This is a genomic window from Noviherbaspirillum humi (genome assembly GCF_900188095.1).
Lineage (GTDB): Bacteria > Pseudomonadota > Gammaproteobacteria > Burkholderiales > Burkholderiaceae_D > Noviherbaspirillum > Noviherbaspirillum humi.
In genome coordinates, this window is record NZ_FZOT01000019.1 from 14,409 (window position 1) to 30,852 (window position 16,444).

The following is a 16,444-nucleotide window of genomic DNA, read 5'->3' on the forward strand; positions in this document are numbered from 1 at the left end:
GATTGCGATTGATGAATCAGGTTGCTGCGGTTGCGTTGCCGCGCGGCGGCTTTACACGCCGACCCAGACGGTGCGGTTTTCCACCCGCACCGGATAGGCCTTGACCGATTTCTCCGGCGCTTCCAGGCATTCGCCGTTCTGCAGGTCGAAGTGATGCTTGTAGATGGGCGACGCCACCACCACCCGCTCGCCGATATTGCCGATCAGGCCGCGCGACAGCACGCTGGCCTGCGCATTCGGGTCGAAGTTGTCGATGGCGTACAGCTGCGGCTCGTTGCTGTCGATGTGGAACACCGCCACGTGGCGGTCGCGCACCAGGGCGCAGACGCCGGTATTGGGCACGATGTCGTCGAGAGAGCAGATGGCGCTCCAGGTGGTCTTGTTGTCGTGGCTCATGGCGGTTCTCCTTATGCTGCTTCGGCGGTGATCGGGATATAAGTCTTGCGCTCTTCCGGCGAGGCGGGGCGGATCTGGCCGCGCTCCTCGACGAAGACGACGTGTTCGTCCGGCTGGTCGCTGTTGACGAACTGGCGGAAGCGCTTGCGCGTCTCGGGATCGGTGACGGCGTTCTTCCACTCGCATTCGTAGGTGTCGACCACATGCTGCATGTCGGCTTCCAGTTCGGCGGCCACGCCCAGGGTGTCGTTCACCACCACGTCCTTCAGGTAGTCCAGGCCGCCTTCCAGGTTGTCGCGCCAGACGCTGGTGCGCTGCAGGCGGTCGGCGGTGCGGATGTAGAACATCAGGAAGCGGTCGATGAACTTCACCAGCTGCGCCTTCGAGAGGTCCGATGCCAGCAGCTCGGCATGGCGCGGCTTCATGCCGCCGTTGCCGCAGACGTACAGGTTCCAGCCCTTCTCGGTGGCGATCACGCCGACATCCTTGCCCTGCGCCTCGGCGCACTCGCGGGTGCAGCCGGAGACGCCGAACTTGATCTTGTGCGGCGCGCGCAAGCCCTTGTAGCGGTTCTCCAGTTCGATCGCGAGGCCGACGCTGTCATCCACGCCATAGCGGCACCAGGTGGAGCCGACGCAGGACTTCACCGTGCGCAGCGACTTGCCGTAGGCATGGCCGGACTCGAAGCCGGCGGCGATCAGCTCTTCCCAGATGGCCGGCAGCTGGTCGACGCGGGCGCCGAACAGGTCCACCCGCTGGCCGCCGGTGATCTTGGTGTACAGGCCGTATTTCTTCGCCACCTGGCCGACGGCGATCAGGCCTTCCGGGGTGACCTCGCCGCCCGGCATGCGCGGCACCACCGAATAGGTGCCGTCCTTCTGGATGTTGCCGAGGAAGTAGTCGTTCGAGTCCTGCAGGCCGGCGTGCTCCTTCTTCAGCACGAAGTCGTTCCAGCAGGAGGCGAAGATGCTGGCGGCCACCGGCTTGCAGATGTCGCAGCCGAGGCCCTTGCCGTGCTTGTGCAGCAGCTCGCCGAAGGTCTTGATCCGGTTCACCTTCACCAGGTGGAACAGCTCCTGGCGCGAATAGGCGAAGTGCTCGCACAGGTGGTTGTTCACCGCCAGGCCCTGCTTCTTCATTTCCGCCTTCATCACCTGAGTCACCAGCGGCACGCAGCCGCCGCAGGCGGTCCCGGCCTTGGTGCAGGCCTTGAGGTCGCCGATGGTGACGGCGCCGCCGGCCACCGCGTCGCACAGCTGGCCCTTGGAAACGTTGTTGCAGGAGCAGATCTGGGCCGCAGCCGGCAGCGCATCGACGCCCTGGCCCGGCTTGGCCTTGCCGTCGCCCTGCGGCAGGATCAGGAATTCCGGCTCCTTCGGCAGTTCGATCCTGTTGAGCATCATCTGCAGCAGCGCGCCGTATTCGCCGGCGTCGCCGATCAGCACCGCGCCGAGCAAATGCTTGCCGCATTCCGATACCACGATCTTCTTGTACACCTGCTTGCGCTCGTCGCTGTACTGGTAGGAGCGGCTGCCGGCGGTGCTGCCCATGGCATCGCCGATGCTGGCCACGTCCACGCCCATCAGCTTGAGCTTGGTGCTCATGTCGGCGCCGGCGAATTCCGCCGCTCCGCCGGCGATATGCCGGGCGGCGGTGCGGGCCATGTCGTAGCCCGGCGCCACCAGGCCGAAGATCTGGCCATTCCACAGCGCGCATTCGCCGATGGCGTAAATGTCGTCGTCCGAGGTGAGGCATTGGTTGTCGATGGCGATGCCGCCGCGCGGGCCGATCGCCAGGCCGCTCTGGCGCGCCAGCTCGTCGCGCGGGCGGATGCCGGCGGAAAACACGATCATGTCGGTCTCGAGATAGGTGCCGTCGGCGAACACCATGCGATGGCGCGCGCCTTCGCCGTCGACGATCTCGACGGTGTTCTTCTGGGTGTGCACGCTCACGCCCAGTTCTTCGATCTTGCGGCGCAGGGTGCGGCCGCCGGCCTCGTCCACCTGCACCGCCATCAGGCGCGGCGCAAATTCCACCACATGGGTCTGCAGGTGCATGTCGCGCAGGGCCTTGGCGCACTCCAGGCCGAGCAGGCCGCCGCCGACCACCACGCCGCTTTTGGCGCGGGCACCGCACTCGAGCATGGCTTCGAGGTCCTCGATGGTGCGGTAGACGAAGCAGTCAGGGCGGTCCTTGCCGGGCACCGGCGGCACGAAGGGATAGGAGCCGGTGGCGATCACCAGCTTGTCGTAGGAGAGCGTCTCGCCGCCGGCGGTGGTGACGGTCTTGGCCAGGCGGTCGATGGCGACGGCGCGGGAATTCAGCTTCAGCAGCAGGTTGTCGCGCTCGAAGAAGCCCGGCGCCACCAGCGACAGGTCGTCGGCGGATTTCCCGGCGAAGAATTCGGAAAGGTGCACGCGGTCGTAGGCGGGACGCGGCTCTTCGCACAGCACGGTGACTTCCGCGTCGCGAATGCCGGCTTCATTCAGGCTTTCGAGGAACTTGTGGCCGACCATGCCGTGGCCGATGACGAGGATTTTCATGGACTGTTTTCCTTATGCGTGTTGTTGCTATTCGTTGCGCGTTGTTGCGTGTTCTTGTCGTTCGCAGCCGGGCTGCGGGTGACGCATCGTCGGATCGACAGGCAAAGCGGTGCCGTTGCCCGAGGCGGCTATCGCCCCTTCGGGTCTTCCAGGATGTTTCCGTTTCTAGAGGATCAGCGTTGGCGCACGGCGGCCTGCGCACGGCCCAAGGTCTGCCGGCACTGCGGCGAGGCGGTCGCTTCTGAGATAGGGATGGAAAGGCGCGCCTGCCGGCGGCTGCCCTTCATGAGCGCCGCCTTGCGGGACAGCGCGGTAGTGATTGCGATCTTCGACATGATATTCAAGCCAGTAGCGCGCGCCTTGACCGCAGCCTGTGCTGCGATGCCGACACACGGGACACCATTGCCCGGTTAGCCCGACGTTGGGCTCAAGCTGCTTTCGCAGACTTGCTTGCAATAGGTTTAGCAATCGGCATGCCATGCATTCCCTGGTGCATTGCCAGGATAAATGGCGGCGTGGCGCATCAATATGGGGGGTTTTACGCCTTTTCGAGGAGCGTTGATTGCTGCGCCGCACTGAGAAAGTGCGAAGAAACGAAGAATCGGGGTCAGGCCAGGATCAGACGCGGTGAATCGCGCCCGCACGCCGCTCCGAGCCGGCACTGTCGAGGCGCATTCGCTTGCACTGATTGAGCGCGTCGCGCTCCAGTCTGCGCACCAGCACGGAACGGGCAAGCACTTGGGGAAGGTCACCATCGAACCGGCACTGGGCGACCGCCTCGGGACGGCGCAACGGGAGCCACCCGGGAGGCCCTCGGCGAGCGACCCGCTTGCGGAATGATGATGACGCCTCAGCGCGTCCTGCGCCGCTTCTTTTTCTTGGGCGGCTGCAGCCATGCGCCGGTCCAGAAGTCGGCCGCCTGCTTTACGCCTTCCGCGATCGCGGCCTGGCCGGCGCGCTTCGCCCCGGCCTTGGCGCGGCTGCGGCCGGCGCCCGCCACCGCATTGGCGCCGCTCAGCCACATGCTCAGGAAGGGATTTTTCTTGGTCCAGGGATTCTTCATCGCATGCTCCTTGCCGCGGCGCGGCAAAAGCAATTTGGACAACGCCTCCATCAAAGGTTCGAACAGGACGTGTGCGAACGGAATCTTCCACTTAATTAACTGTCTACTTTTTCCTCATGCTTTCCTAACGCAGACTGGAGACGCTCATGAACCATCAGACCGTTATTGCCGCGTACCAAAATTCGCAGGATGCCCAGGCAGCGGTGAATGCGCTGGCCCAGGCCGGCATCTCGCGCGCGGACATTCACATGCATCCGTCCAACGAAGCTTCCCTGTCGAGCGATATCAACACCACCACCGCGGTCGAGCATTCGAACAATCCGCTGGTGCATTTCTTCCGCCGGGTGCTCGGGCTCGACGAGGAGCACCGGCTGGAGCACGAGATCTACGCCGAAGCCGTGCGGCGCGGCCATTTCGTGGTGGCGGTGGAAGCCGCCAGCCTGGAAGAGGTCGACCATGTCACCGCCATCCTCAACCAGTACAACCATGTCGACATCGAGGAACGGGCGGCGCACTGGCGCAATCAGGGCTGGACCGGCTACGACCATGGCGCTCCGCGCATGACGGAGGAAGATATCATGCGCGACCGGGCGGCCTATCCGGCAAGCGCTGCCGGCGCCCGGCCGCAGGTGTATGCCGGCACGCGTCCCTCGGTCAGCGATGCGCCGGCGGCTTATGCCGGCACCCGGCCTTCGGTGGAGAGCCAGGCGCTGGACAGCGGCAGCGTCGGCAATGCCGGCGGATCCGGCATCACCTCGACGGACGACGCAGGCGTCCATGGCATGACCGCCGACCTGAACGACGAGGCCGAATTCCGCCGCCACTGGCAATCCGCCTATTCCTCCACCGGCGGCCGCTACGAGGATTACGATGCCGCCTACCGCTACGGCACCACCATGGGCATGGACAGCCGCTATGCCTCCTACCAGTGGTCGGAAGTGGAACCGCAGGCGCGCAGCGACTGGGAGTCGACCCATCCCGGCAGCACCTGGGACAAGGTGAAGGATGCGGTGCGCTATGCCGCCGAGCGGGTTACCCATCAGCATCACCATCGCCACTGAAGCCGGCGTACCGGTTTCGTAACGGTTGAGCGGCCCCGTCCATGGGGCCGCTTGCGCCGCAGTCGACAAATATCAACGAAGCGGCGCCGGATGCGCGGTAGAAAGGCGATGGACCCGGCGCCGGCCTTTATCGCCACGTACCGGGCTTGCCTGCTGAACTCGCCGGAAGACGTCTTCCGGCTTGCCTTTCGGAACCGGTCCCGGCATGAGCCTTACCCACCTTCTGCTCGTCATCGCGACGCTGCTGGTCATGGAATTCGCGGTGGCGCTGTTCCATCGCCATGTGATGCACGGCTTCGGCTGGGCCTGGCATGCGTCGCACCATGAGCCGCGCAAGGCGTCGGCCTGGGAAAGGAACGACCTCTACGCGGTGGTGTTCACCGCCGCCGCCATCGCCCTGTTCGCGCTCGGCGATCCGAACGGCCCGGTCTGGTGGATCGCCTTCGGCATCACCCTCTACGGCTTGCTGTACGGCCTGCTGCACGACGTGCTCATCCACCGCCGCCTGCCGCTGGCGTGGAAGCCGCGCAACCGCTACCTGCAGCGCCTGATCGCCGCCCATCACATGCACCATGCAGTGAAGACGCGCGAGAACGGCGTCTCCTTCGGCTTCCTGTACGCGCCACCGGTGGAACAGCTGCGCGCCGAGCTGCGGCGCCGGAACGGCCAGGCATGAGCCGCCTGCGCCAGAGCTGCATCGGCATGGGGCTGGCCGCGGCCATCCTCGCCGCCTGGCTCTGCCTGCACATCGCCGGGATCTTCTTTTTCCGGCCGGCCGAGGCACCCATTGCCGCGCTGCTGCTGGTCGCCATCCAGACCTGGCTGTCGGTCGGCCTGTACATCGTCGCCCACGACGCCATGCATGGCTCCCTCTGCCCGGCGCGCCGCGACCTCGGCGACGCCGTCGGCACGCTGGCGCTGGCCCTGTACGCCTGCTTCTCCTTCCGCCGCCTGCTGCCCAAGCACCATGCCCACCACCGCAATCCCGGCTCCGCCGACGATCCGGATTTCGCGCCGGCCAGCCCGAGCCGGGCGGCGGCCTGGTACGGCCGCTTCCTCGCCACCTATGTCAGCCGGCGCGAGGTGCTGCTGATGCTGGCGCGGGTTGGCATCTACCTGCTGCTGGGCGCGCAACTGGAAAACATCGTGCTGTTCTTCGCGCTGCCGGGCATCCTGTCGTCGATCCAGCTGTTCTACTTCGGCACCTTCCTGCCGCACCGGCATCAGTCCGGCTACCAGGGCAGCCGCTTCCCAGACCGGCACCGCAGCCGCAGCAACGACTACGGCTACCTGATGTCGCTGCTGACCTGCTTCCATTTCGGCTACCACCATGAGCACCACCTGGAGCCGGGCATGCCGTGGTGGCGCCTGCCGGCGCTGCGGAGGCGCTGAGATGGCGGATGCGAGCCATGTGGTCTTCGCCACCACCGGGTCGCTCGGCGACCTGCATCCTTTCCTGGCCGTCGGCGGCGAGCTGAAGCGGCGCGGGCACCGGGCGAGCATTGCCACCAGCGCCGTGCACCGGGCGCAGGTGGAAGCCGCCGGCCTCGAGTTCCGCCACATGCGCCCCGACCCGGAAAACACCCCGGCCTTCCATGCCCGCTTCATGCATCCGCGCACCGGCGGCGAGTTCGTCTACCGACACTATCTCGGGCCGGCGATACGGGCCAGCTACGCCGACCTGGTGCAGGCCACGCGCGGGGCCGACCTGCTGGTGAGCCAGTCGCTGATGGCGCTGGCCGCGCCCCTGGTGGCCGCCCGCACCGGGATCCCCTGGGCCTCGGCGGTGCTGCAGCCGATGTGCTTCTTCTCGCTGCATGAGCGGCCCAATTACATTCCGCTGCCGCTGCTGCCCTGGCTGTGCGGCCGTTCGCCGGCGCTGCATGGCAAGGTGTTCGGCTACGTGCGACGATTCACCGAATCCTGGATGCGGCCGGTGCAGGACTTCAAGCGCGAGCTCGGCATCGACAGCTCCGGCCATCCCATGTACGAAGGCCAGCATTCGCCGGCCTGCGTGCTGGCGATGTTTTCGCCGCTGCTGGGACGGCCGCAGCCGGATTGGCCGGCGCCGACGGTGCAGACCGGCACCGCGCTGTACCAGCCCGACGATGCCGCCCTGCCGCCGACGGTGCGCAACTTCCTCGCGCGCGGCGGCGCGCCGCTGGCCGTGTTCACCCTCTCCTCCGCCGCCAGCAACGATGCCGGCGGCTTCTACCGCGCCGCGCTGGCGGCGGCGCAGTCGCTCGGGCTGCGCGCGCTGCTCATCACCGGCGGGCTGGCGGAATCAACGGCCATGGAACCGCTGCCGCCGACGGCGCTGCGGATCGGCTACGCGCCCTTCGAACAGGTATTTCCGCATGCAGCGCTGATCGTGCATTCCGGCGGCTCGGCCACCTGCTTCAAGGCGCTGCAAGCGGGCAAGCCGCAGGTGGTGGTGCCGCATGCGCACGACCAGCTCGACAACGCCTTGCGCCTGCGGCAACTCGGCGTGGCAAAGGTGGTGACCGGCAAGCGCCTCGGCCGGCTGCGCGCCGCGATGCGTCAAGCGCTGGCCGACGACGGCATGCGGCGCCATGCGCAGGCGCTGGGCGAGCGCAGCCGCCGCGAAGATGGCGTGAGCCAGGCCTGCGACGCGCTGGAAAGGATGCTCGTCCATGCATGACCTCATCCTGGTGGGCGGCGGCCTCGCCAACGGCCTGATCGCCTGGCGCCTGAATCAGCAGCGGCCGGACCTGCGCATCCTGCTTTTGGAACGGGAAGGCGCGCTGGGCGGCAACCATACCTGGTCCTTCTATGGGCCCGATCTGACGCCGGCCCAGCATGCCTGGCTGGCGCCGCTGATCAGCCATCGCTGGCCCGGCTACGAGGTGCGCTTCCCGACGCATCACCGCCGGTTGTCCACGCCCTGCTTCAGCATCGCTTCGGCACGCTTCCATGAGGTGCTGACGCAGGCGCTGAAGACGTCGGTCAGGCTGAATGCGGCGCCGGAACGGGTGGGCTCCAACAGTGTGCGCCTGCACGGCGAGACATTGCAGGCCCGCGTGGTGATCGATGGGCGCGGCCCCGCGCCGTCCGCCCACCTGCGCTGCGCCTGGCAAAAGTTTCTCGGCCAGGAAGTGACGATGGCGCAGCCGCATGGCCAGGCGCTGCCCATCATCATGGATGCGACGGTGGCGCAGGACGACGGCTACCGCTTCGTTTATACCCTGCCGCTGGACGAGCGCCGCCTGCTCATCGAAGACACCTACTACGGCGCCGAGCCGGGATTCGACGCCGACGCGCTGCGCGGCCGCATCGCCGCCTATGCCGCCGGGCGCGGCTGGCGCATCGACCGCATCGGGCGCGAGGAAACCGGCGTGCTGCCGGTGACGCTGGACGGCGACATCGAACGCTTCTGGACCGACAAGCCGGCGGGACTGGCCTGCAGCGGCCTGCGCGCCGCCCTGTTCCATGCCACCACCGGCTATTCCCTGCCCTTCGCCGTGCGCCTGACCGATCGCCTGGCGGACAGCGCGCTCCAACCGGAAGACTTCCATGCCTGCATCAGCGACTTCTCGCGGCGGCAGTGGCAGCGTCAGGCCTACCTGCGCCTGCTGAACCGCATGCTGTTCTTCGCCAGCGCCCCGGCGCAGCGATACCGCATCCTGCAGCGCTTCTACCGCCTGCCGCAACCGCTGATCGAGCGCTTCTACGCCGGCCGGCTGACGCCGTGGGACCAGCTTCGCATCTTGTCCGGCAAGCCGCCGGTGCCGCTCGGCGCCGCGCTGCGCGCCATGTTCGCTTTCGGAAAGGAACCATCATCAAAGCCATCGTGATCGGCAGCGGTTTCGGCGGGCTTGCCCTCGCCATTCGCCTGCAGTCGGCAGGCGTAGATACGCTCGTGCTGGAGCGCCGCGACAAGCCGGGCGGACGCGCCTATGTGTATGAAGACCAGGGCTTCGTGTTCGATGCCGGGCCGACCGTCATCACCGATCCCACCGCGCTGGAAGAATTGTTCCGCCTGTCCGGCCGGCGCATCGAGGATTACGTGCGGCTGCTGCCGGTGAGCCCCTTCTACCGCCTGTGCTGGGAAGACGGCTACCGCTTCGACTATGTCAACGACCAGGCGGAGCTGGACCGCCAGATTGCGCTCAAGTCGCCCGGCGACGTGGCGGGCTACCGCGAATTCCTCGCTTACTCGAAGGCGGTGCTGGAGGAAGGCTACATCAAGCTCGGCCATGTGCCCTTCCCCGACTTCCGCAGCATGGTTCGGGTGGCGCCGCAGCTGATCCGGCTGGAGAGCTACCGCAGCGTGTACGGCATGGTGTCGCGCTTCATCAAGGACCCGCACCTGCGCCAGGCCTTCAGCTTCCACTCCCTGCTGGTCGGCGGCAACCCTTTCGAGACTTCCTCCATCTATGCGCTCATCCATGCCCTGGAGCGCCAGTGGGGCGTGTTCTTCCCGCAGGGCGGCACCGGCGCGCTGATCCAGGGCATGGTGAAGCTGCTGCGCGACCTCGGCGGCGAGATCCGGCTCGACGCCGGCGTCGACGAGATCGTGGTGGAACAGGGGCGGGTGGCGGCGGTGCGGCTGCAGTCCGGCGAGCGCATCCCCTGCCGCTTCGCCGTCAGCAACGCCGACGTGGTGCATACCTACGATCGCCTGCTGCGCGGTAGCGCGCCGGCGCAGCGCCGCGCCGCCAGCCTGAAGAAGAAGCGCTTCAGCATGTCGCTGTTCGTCATTTACTTCGGCCTGAAGGGCACGCGGCCGGGGCTGCAGCACCATACCGTGCTGTTCGGCCCGCGCTATCGCGAACTGCTCAAGGACATCTTCCACGGCGCGGAGCTGCCGGCCGACTTCTCGCTCTATCTGCATGCGCCGACGGTGACCGATCCTTCGCTGGCGCCGCCCGGCCACAGCGCCTACTACGTGCTGGCGCCAGTGCCGCACCTCGGCAACGCCGACATCGACTGGGAAGCCGAGGGACCGCGCTACCGCGACCGCATCCTCGACTACCTGGAGCGGCAGTGCATCCCCAACCTGAAGGCCGACCTGGTGACCTGCCGCATCTTCACGCCCCATGACTTCCGCGACGAGCTCAACGCCCATGTCGGCTCCGCCTTCTCGCTGGAGCCGGTGCTGTGGCAGAGCGCCTACTTCCGCACCCACAACAAGGACCCGGAAATCGGCGGCCTCTACTTCGTCGGCGCCGGCACCCATCCCGGCGCCGGCATCCCAGGCGTGGTCGGCTCGGCCAAGGCCACCGCCGGCATCATCCTGGCCGAGCAGATGGAACGGAGCGCCGCGTGATGGAAAACCTCGCCGCCTACAGTGAAACCGCAATCCGGCAGGGTTCGAAGAGCTTCGCCAAGGCCGCGATGCTGTTCGACCGCGACACGCGGCAGAGCGTGATGATGCTGTATGCCTGGTGCCGCTACTGCGACGACGTGATCGACGGCCAGACCCTGGGCCACGATGCCCGGGCGCTGAGCAGCGAGGAAAAACTGGACCGCCTGCAGCTGCTGCGCGAGGAGACGGAGCGCGTCTGCCGCGGCAGGACCAGCAGCCTGCCCGCCTTCGCCGCCCTGCAAGAAGTCGTGCGCAAGCACGGCATCGAGCGGCGCCACCTGTTCGACCTGCTGGAAGGCTTCGCCCTCGATGCGAACGAAGCGAGCTTCCCGACGCTGGACCATACGCTGCGCTACTGTTACCACGTCGCCGGCGTGGTCGGCGTGATGATGGCGCAGATCATGGGCGCGCGCGGCGAGCAGGTGCTGCACCGCGCGGCCGACCTCGGCATCGCCTTCCAGCTCACCAACATCGCCCGCGACGTGCGCGACGACTGGGAGATCGGGCGCTGCTACCTGCCGGAGGAATGGCTGCAGCGCAGGGGCATCGCGCGCGACGGTATTGACCTTGACCGCCATCGGATTGAACTCCATGCCCTCGCCTGCGACCTGGTGCAGCTGGCGGAAGCCTACTATGCGTCGGCGCGCATCGGCATGTCGCAGCTGCCCTGGCGCAGCGCCTGGGCCATCGCCAGCGCCCTGCTGATCTACCGCGACATCGGCCTGCAGGTGCAGGCCGCGGGTGACGATGTCTGGAGTCGACGGATGGAAGTGTCGAACAGGCGCAAGATGCTGCGGCTGTGCCAGGGCAGCGTGCTGGCGTTGAATGCGGTAGTGCGGCGGGGGGTAGCAGGGACCCGGCGGGAAGGATTGTGGACTAAAACCTAAGAGCGTCTTACAAAATAGGAACGGGACGAGGTTGCGGAATGGTCGATATAGCGTTCGCCATCAAAATTAGCGCAGCCTAATCGCATCAATGCTGCATGCATATCGGCATGCCTCTCGTAGCGCACCCCACAGTCTGCGGAATTCAACCCAGCGTGTCATGCTCAGGTGGCTTCCATGTTCAGTGCCTCGCTTGGTCAGTTGCGGAACGTTTCTGCGCTTGCTAAGCAAACAGCAGTCGCGTTTGCAGTCATAAGCGCGGTCTGCACGCACTTCGGTTTACTCAAAGGCCGGCCACGGCGACCAGCAATAGCCAGCATGGTGTCCAGCAGCGGCATGGGTTGGGCGGGGTCTTGCCAGTTGGCCTGGTGAGGACGATGTTCAGTGGCATGCCGTTGGCATCGACGAGGAGATGGTGCTTGCTGGCCGCCTTGCGCCGATCAGTCGGGTTGGACCCTGTTTTTTCCGCCGTGTACCGCTCGCACGGACGAGCCGTCGGCAATGACGCGGAAGAAGTCGAGTCGCTCGGCGTGACGCAGCTTGGCAAGCAAAACCCGGTGCAGTTTTTCCCACACTCCGCCTGCTGGCGCCAGTCGCGTGCCCGCCGCCAGCAGGTCATGCCCGAACCGCACTTCAATTCTTGCAGCAGCACCCGCCAGGGCAAACCGGTCTGCCGAATGTAGATAATGCCAGTTAGCAGGCGCCTGTCTTCCAAGCGCTTTCGCCCTGCTGGCGATTTGTGAAGCAGCGTAGGGGGTAGCAAGGGCTAACCGAATTCCCACAGCCCATCATCATCAGTTCACGACGCATTTTGCGTCTCCAGGCAACTCACCGGAAAGACTGTTAGACCGCGGTTTTCTCATTTTTCTAGGCGCTCTTACTAACATCGCCTTACATTAAATCAAGCGGCGAATTTGACTATTGTCACGATTCATAAAGAACGCCAATAATGTCAATTGCTTCTCATTAAATGTATTGACCTAAGAGTCCTTGCTGCTGCTACCGCGGCAATCTAGCAGATGCAAATCGGGTGGTTATGTTCGATATACCCCTATTTAACGAAATTTAATTGAAAAGTAATATTTCAAAGAATGAAAAATGCTCTGAAATACATTGTTGTGTCAGTATGTTCTTTAATTCTTGCCGCTTGCGCCGGTGTGAACTTCAACAGGCCTCAACCAGGCAAGTTTCAGCTTGGTCGAAGCACACAGAATGAAATCGTTAAGGAAATGGGTGATTCTTACAAAGCCACCAACATGACGAAGAATGGCAAGGCGGTTAAAGCAATCTCGTATGGTTTTTCTGCCGTTCAAGGAGGCAGTGACTTGAGAATGATTCCAGTGAGAGTCCAAACATTTTTCTTTTACAACAACACTCTCGTTGGTCAAACTTTCATATCCTCATTCGATGCAGACAATACAAATTTCGATCCAGAAAAGGCTTCGACACTTAAGAAAGGGCAGAGCACACATTCAGACGTGATCGCTTTACTCGGAGAGCCATCTGGCACGTATATTCCACCAATGAGCAAGGCTCTGTCTAAAAAGACGATTTCGTATCAGTACACTGCTCGAAGGACAGCGCCCTTCGGTAAGATAGAAATTGAGCGCAAGTCGTTATCAATTTCATTCAACGAAAATGATGTAATTGAAGACATTGAATTGAGCCTTTCAAATAATTGAAGCTGGATGATATTGTCACCATAGTCTTCCCTGATTTTTTCCTTGAGACGCGGCATTATTTTTGTCATCAAGACAATATGCGAATTTTCTTCTCAAAGAATTTTCCGGAAATGCAGCTGATTAATGGATCTCATAAAATGTACAAACAACTTAAGCTCATTTCCACCTTTTTTAATATGCGCTAATCTCTTCGCGTGCGGTGGAACCAGCGAACAAAGTGCTTGCTCAACAGAGAAAGCCCTTGCAATAAGTTGGACATACCAAGGTATAACTACTTTAAATTTTCCGTTAAACAAAGTAACTACTTATAAACCCACTATTACCGGCGTACCGAATTCTTGTTTAGGTTCAATGCGCTTTTCTATAACTCCAGAATATGCAGTACCCTGGATCAGCGTTGACTTTCAAACTGGGGAAATTACAGGTACGCCCAAAGATTCCGTTTCTTGCGGGGCTGTTCTTAATTCTACAAATTGCTCTTCAACCTTCGAAGTCACTCTGTCGATTCCAGGCTACTCACCCACGAAAAGCGAATGATAGTCGACGTTTCGAACAACTAATTATCGGGTTTGGATCCAACAAGATTTACAATGCTTTACCATAAAGTATAAAGAACCCAGTTAGAAGTTCGCAGCCTAAGAATCTTATTACCGCGACTTACGCTGAAGCATAAGGAACTAAGCGAAGAGTGTGAACTCTATGCCATCTTTGGGATGAAGGAGAGAGGTCATGGCCGCCGCCCTCTCAACAGATTTGCGCTGGAAGCTGATTGCCGCCTGTGAGCGTGGCAACGTCAGTCAACGGGAAGTGGCCGAGTTCTTCGGCGTTTGCCTGGCTACGGTGGAAAAGCTGTGGCGGCTGTACCGGGAAACGGGGGATGTGGTTAAACCCAATCCGCTGCCACGGGGACGTTCACCGAGTATTCATGCCAACGCCAAAGATCATCTGCGGCAATGGATCGAGCAGCAGCCGGATGCGACACTGGTTGAGCTGTGCGAGCTGCTGCAACGCCAGCTTGGCATTGCGGTGAGCAGGGCCACGGTGTCACGAACGCTCAAGGACATGGGCATGCGGCGTAAAAAAAGACCTTACGTGCCAGTGAGCAAGACCGCCAGGCGGTACATCAGGCACGCCAGCGCTACGGCCGGCAGATAAGCCGCCAGCCGGTACGACAGCTGTACTTCGTCGACAAATCCGGCATCAATATCGCCATAACCCGCCGCTATGGTCGGGCGCCAGCCGGCAGACGAGTGCATGATACGGCGCCGGCCAACCACGGCCGCAATGTCACCATTCTCAGTGCGTTGTCAGTGTATGGGTTAGATGCGGTGATGAGCGCGGAAGGGGCCACCAATGGCGCCGTGTTCAAAGCCTATGTCACGCGAGTGCTAGCGCCAAGACTGCGCCCGGGCGATGTGGTAGTGATGGACAACCTGCGGGCTCACAAGGTCGATGGCATCGAGCAGGCGATCCGGGAAAAGAAAGCCAGGCTAATCTACCTGCCACCCTACTCACCCGACCTGTCACCGATTGAGCTTTGCTGGTCAAAGTTGAAAACAAAGCTTCGAAGTCTCAAGGCTCGTACTCGTACCGCACTCGATGAAGCCCTCAGAAAAGCGGTCAACACCGTAAGCAATAGCGATGCTCGTGGATAGTTTGAGCACTGCGGCAACCCCGTAAGCTAATTTGAAAAGCGATGTAACGCCGTCGCGTGGTGAAGACCGCCACGATATTGAGGCAGGCAAAATTTGCCCTGCCATCCCTATAAAAGTTGTCTCGCCTTGAAGACAATTGGGTTGCCAACTCAACTAATTTCATATCTTAAATGATAGATTAAGGGGTCAACTTTAATGATTACATAAAATATTATGAGAGCCAGAATGTGCAAATGCTATGTCGCCATTGCTTTAATGGTTTTCATGATTGTTGCTGCGTGCTTCGCTTTTTATTTTTTTAAAAGACGATCCCGACGCCCAAGGCCTTTTCGGGCTCTTGGCAATCTTAGGGAAAGGTATTGGACTACCTTCGCTGCTTTTTGGGATCAGCCTTGCCTTGGCTGGGAGAGGCAATAGATTGCTTTGGACCGCCATTTTCCCGATCCTCTGCATCGTTTTCGGGGGCGTCATCGCTTTTGGGTCTTCGTTGATTCCCTCCGACGCACACCTAATCAGGAATCTTCTCAGTTTTACACTATTGACGATCGTTCCTGCCCTATTGCTTTTTGCTGCGGTAAATCTCAAGCGAATAAGAGCCTGTTTGAAAACGGCTCAAGGAATCGAAAAGGCACAATAGGTCTACGGCTGTTCGCCTTCAGCCACAGAGCTGCTTTAGCTTTGCTCAGTTGGGCGCAAGAAGATTTCGCTTTCGGCCAGTTATAAAACATACTTTTTTAAGAAACAATTAACGCGACTGCTCAAAACGCCCCTCTGCAATGATCGCGAGCATTAACCTTATGGAAAATCTGCGAACACAAGCTCGCTTCGAAAGCTTGGCCAAATTATGACTCTGCGGTCGGAAAAAATGACTGTAGAGCCGCGTCTCGAAGATTGTAGGATTTAATTCTAATAGCTACATCAAGTGCGATGATCAACGGTTACTTCTTGCACAAAAATTCGAAATCTACGTAACCTCCTTTTCCCGGTTTCGCACTTCGAATGAAGGCACATTAAATCTGGATATTTCCTATGAAAACCATGCGGCTCATTTCACATATCACGCTTATTCTTTTAGTGCTAGCCGGTTGCGCAACTGCTCCTGGGCCTAAATTCGATGGCTTATCTAAAGTCGAGGAAAATTGGAGCAACGTCTATCTCTATCGAGCATCCAACTTCGTGAGCAATGCCACCGCATTTACGGTTCTGCTGAATGGAGAAAAGGTTGGAGAGCTCTACAATGGTTCTTACCTATGGTTCAAACTGAAGCCAGGCCTCCATAGTCTTAGAGTCGATCCCAGCTCCATGGCGGGTCCGACGACAGTATTTGCCAAGCAGAGTGTTGAAAAGTTTGAAGCAAAAAGCGGAGAGCAGAAGTTCTATCAATTCAATTTTCAGACCGGACTTTTGGCAAACTCTTTTTACCTCGGCTCGGGTCTGGAAGAGCGTTCTCCCGAAGTGGCTTTGAATGATTTGAAAGAACTGAATCTGGCTGCAGCATCAACCGGCGTGCCAATAAGTTCGACCCGGTTCGCGCGACGTGCCGACATAGACGATGTTAATGCGGTGCCTTATCTCGGCGAAAAAGGGCGTGCCGCTTACGAAAAGTGGCTGCGCCAGCGGTTTCCGAGAGCTTTCTTCATCGGTGAAGGCGGCATGTGGGTTTCGACTTCCGGACCCTTTGGCAACAGCCCCGACGAACCGAAAGACCCGGTGGAGCGAGGCAAGTACCTTTGCAAGAAGCGATCCTATGTCAACTGCCAGCTCTACGCGGTGGATCGCGATACAGTCAGCGAAAAGCCTTGATAACTCAAGATGTATTTTCCTTCATTGG

At 61.4% G+C, this 16,444-nt stretch carries 14 protein-coding genes and 2 pseudogenes; 11 read left to right on the forward strand and 5 right to left on the reverse strand.

The genetic code is table 11. The annotated features are described in order from the left end of the window. Positions 1–51: 51 nt before the first annotated feature. The 4 genes from nirD to CHB88_RS20515 all read right to left on the reverse strand — a co-directional run bounded on the left by nirD (position 52) and on the right by CHB88_RS20515 (position 4,002). Positions 52–396, reverse strand: a complete 345-nt coding sequence (gene nirD, locus CHB88_RS20500; RefSeq protein WP_089401215.1) for a nitrite reductase small subunit NirD — start codon at positions 394–396, stop codon at positions 52–54. Positions 397–407: 11 nt separating this feature from the next. Then, complete coding sequence (gene nirB / locus CHB88_RS20505; protein WP_089401216.1) at positions 408–2,939, reverse strand: nitrite reductase large subunit NirB; 2,532 nt, start codon at positions 2,937–2,939, stop codon at positions 408–410. Between the two features lie 173 nt (positions 2,940–3,112). Continuing rightward, entirely contained in the window at positions 3,113–3,274 is a 162-nt protein-coding gene (locus CHB88_RS25265; protein WP_176442577.1) for a hypothetical protein, read from the reverse strand. 515 nt (positions 3,275–3,789) lie between these two features. Continuing rightward, complete coding sequence (locus CHB88_RS20515; RefSeq protein WP_089401273.1) at positions 3,790–4,002, reverse strand: hypothetical protein; 213 nt, start codon at positions 4,000–4,002, stop codon at positions 3,790–3,792. 146 nt (positions 4,003–4,148) lie between these two features. On the opposite strand from CHB88_RS20515, the gene CHB88_RS20520 reads away from it, so the two are divergent. The 7 genes from CHB88_RS20520 (at position 4,149) to CHB88_RS20550 (ending at position 11,279) form a co-directional block, all read left to right on the forward strand. Continuing rightward, the gene (locus tag CHB88_RS20520) at positions 4,149–5,063 is read left to right on the forward strand and encodes a hypothetical protein (protein ID WP_089401218.1); all 915 of its coding nucleotides are present in this window, start codon (positions 4,149–4,151) and stop codon (positions 5,061–5,063) included. Between the two features lie 205 nt (positions 5,064–5,268). Beyond that, complete coding sequence (locus CHB88_RS20525; protein WP_089401219.1) at positions 5,269–5,739, forward strand: sterol desaturase family protein; 471 nt, start codon at positions 5,269–5,271, stop codon at positions 5,737–5,739. After that, positions 5,736–6,455 (forward strand): fatty acid desaturase, encoded by a 720-nt coding sequence (locus CHB88_RS20530; protein WP_089401220.1) that lies wholly within the window; start codon positions 5,736–5,738, stop codon positions 6,453–6,455. The genes CHB88_RS20525 and CHB88_RS20530 overlap by 4 nt, the downstream gene beginning before the upstream one ends. A 1-nt stretch (position 6,456) precedes the next feature. After that, entirely contained in the window at positions 6,457–7,725 is a 1,269-nt protein-coding gene (locus tag CHB88_RS20535) for a glycosyltransferase (protein ID WP_176442578.1), read from the forward strand. Beyond that, positions 7,718–8,878: a lycopene beta-cyclase CrtY gene (gene crtY, locus CHB88_RS20540; RefSeq protein ID WP_089401222.1), complete on the forward strand. Its 1,161-nt coding sequence runs from the start codon at positions 7,718–7,720 to the stop codon at positions 8,876–8,878. The genes CHB88_RS20535 and crtY overlap by 8 nt, the downstream gene beginning before the upstream one ends. After that, a complete protein-coding gene (locus CHB88_RS20545) occupies positions 8,875–10,353 on the forward strand; it encodes a phytoene desaturase (RefSeq protein ID WP_245845116.1) in 1,479 nt (492 codons plus the stop codon). The genes crtY and CHB88_RS20545 overlap by 4 nt, the downstream gene beginning before the upstream one ends. Continuing rightward, the gene (locus CHB88_RS20550; RefSeq protein WP_089401223.1) at positions 10,353–11,279 is read left to right on the forward strand and encodes a phytoene/squalene synthase family protein; all 927 of its coding nucleotides are present in this window, start codon (positions 10,353–10,355) and stop codon (positions 11,277–11,279) included. The genes CHB88_RS20545 and CHB88_RS20550 overlap by 1 nt, the downstream gene beginning before the upstream one ends. Here the strand turns inward: CHB88_RS20550 and CHB88_RS20555 are convergent. Next, positions 11,276–12,039: pseudogene (locus tag CHB88_RS20555) on the reverse strand (IS5 family transposase). The gene CHB88_RS20550 and the pseudogene CHB88_RS20555 sit on opposite strands and share 4 nt — an antisense overlap. Positions 12,040–12,367: 328 nt before the next feature. Here CHB88_RS20555 and CHB88_RS24825 point away from each other — a divergent pair. The 4 genes and pseudogenes from CHB88_RS24825 to CHB88_RS20580 all read left to right on the forward strand — a co-directional run bounded on the left by CHB88_RS24825 (position 12,368) and on the right by CHB88_RS20580 (position 16,416). Beyond that, complete coding sequence (locus CHB88_RS24825; RefSeq protein ID WP_143131392.1) at positions 12,368–12,958, forward strand: hypothetical protein; 591 nt, start codon at positions 12,368–12,370, stop codon at positions 12,956–12,958. 729 nt (positions 12,959–13,687) lie between these two features. Next, positions 13,688–14,113, forward strand: a complete 426-nt coding sequence (locus tag CHB88_RS20565) for a helix-turn-helix domain-containing protein (protein WP_089401225.1) — start codon at positions 13,688–13,690, stop codon at positions 14,111–14,113. After that, positions 14,104–14,613, forward strand: a pseudogene (locus tag CHB88_RS20570) (IS630 family transposase); the annotation flags it as partial. The gene CHB88_RS20565 and the pseudogene CHB88_RS20570, both read left to right, overlap by 10 nt. Positions 14,614–15,642: 1,029 nt before the next feature. Next, positions 15,643–16,416 carry a DUF2846 domain-containing protein gene (locus CHB88_RS20580; protein ID WP_089401228.1) on the forward strand — a complete coding sequence of 258 codons (774 nt, stop codon included), beginning with the start codon at positions 15,643–15,645 and terminating at the stop codon, positions 16,414–16,416. Positions 16,417–16,444 lie beyond the last annotated feature (28 nt).

Coding starts and splice junctions, on each gene's coding strand:
- nirD (WP_089401215.1), bottom strand. CDS start 396: ATGAGCCACGACAACAAGACCACCTGGAGCGCCATCTGCTCTCTCGAC.
- nirB (WP_089401216.1), bottom strand. CDS start 2,939: ATGAAAATCCTCGTCATCGGCCACGGCATGGTCGGCCACAAGTTCCTC.
- CHB88_RS25265 (WP_176442577.1), bottom strand. CDS start 3,274: ATGTCGAAGATCGCAATCACTACCGCGCTGTCCCGCAAGGCGGCGCTC.
- CHB88_RS20515 (WP_089401273.1), bottom strand. CDS start 4,002: ATGAAGAATCCCTGGACCAAGAAAAATCCCTTCCTGAGCATGTGGCTG.
- CHB88_RS20520 (WP_089401218.1), top strand. CDS start 4,149: ATGAACCATCAGACCGTTATTGCCGCGTACCAAAATTCGCAGGATGCC.
- CHB88_RS20525 (WP_089401219.1), top strand. CDS start 5,269: ATGAGCCTTACCCACCTTCTGCTCGTCATCGCGACGCTGCTGGTCATG.
- CHB88_RS20530 (WP_089401220.1), top strand. CDS start 5,736: ATGAGCCGCCTGCGCCAGAGCTGCATCGGCATGGGGCTGGCCGCGGCC.
- CHB88_RS20535 (WP_176442578.1), top strand. CDS start 6,457: ATGGCGGATGCGAGCCATGTGGTCTTCGCCACCACCGGGTCGCTCGGC.
- crtY (WP_089401222.1), top strand. CDS start 7,718: ATGCATGACCTCATCCTGGTGGGCGGCGGCCTCGCCAACGGCCTGATC.
- CHB88_RS20550 (WP_089401223.1), top strand. CDS start 10,353: ATGGAAAACCTCGCCGCCTACAGTGAAACCGCAATCCGGCAGGGTTCG.
- CHB88_RS24825 (WP_143131392.1), top strand. CDS start 12,368: ATGAAAAATGCTCTGAAATACATTGTTGTGTCAGTATGTTCTTTAATT.
- CHB88_RS20565 (WP_089401225.1), top strand. CDS start 13,688: ATGGCCGCCGCCCTCTCAACAGATTTGCGCTGGAAGCTGATTGCCGCC.
- CHB88_RS20580 (WP_089401228.1), top strand. CDS start 15,643: ATGAAAACCATGCGGCTCATTTCACATATCACGCTTATTCTTTTAGTG.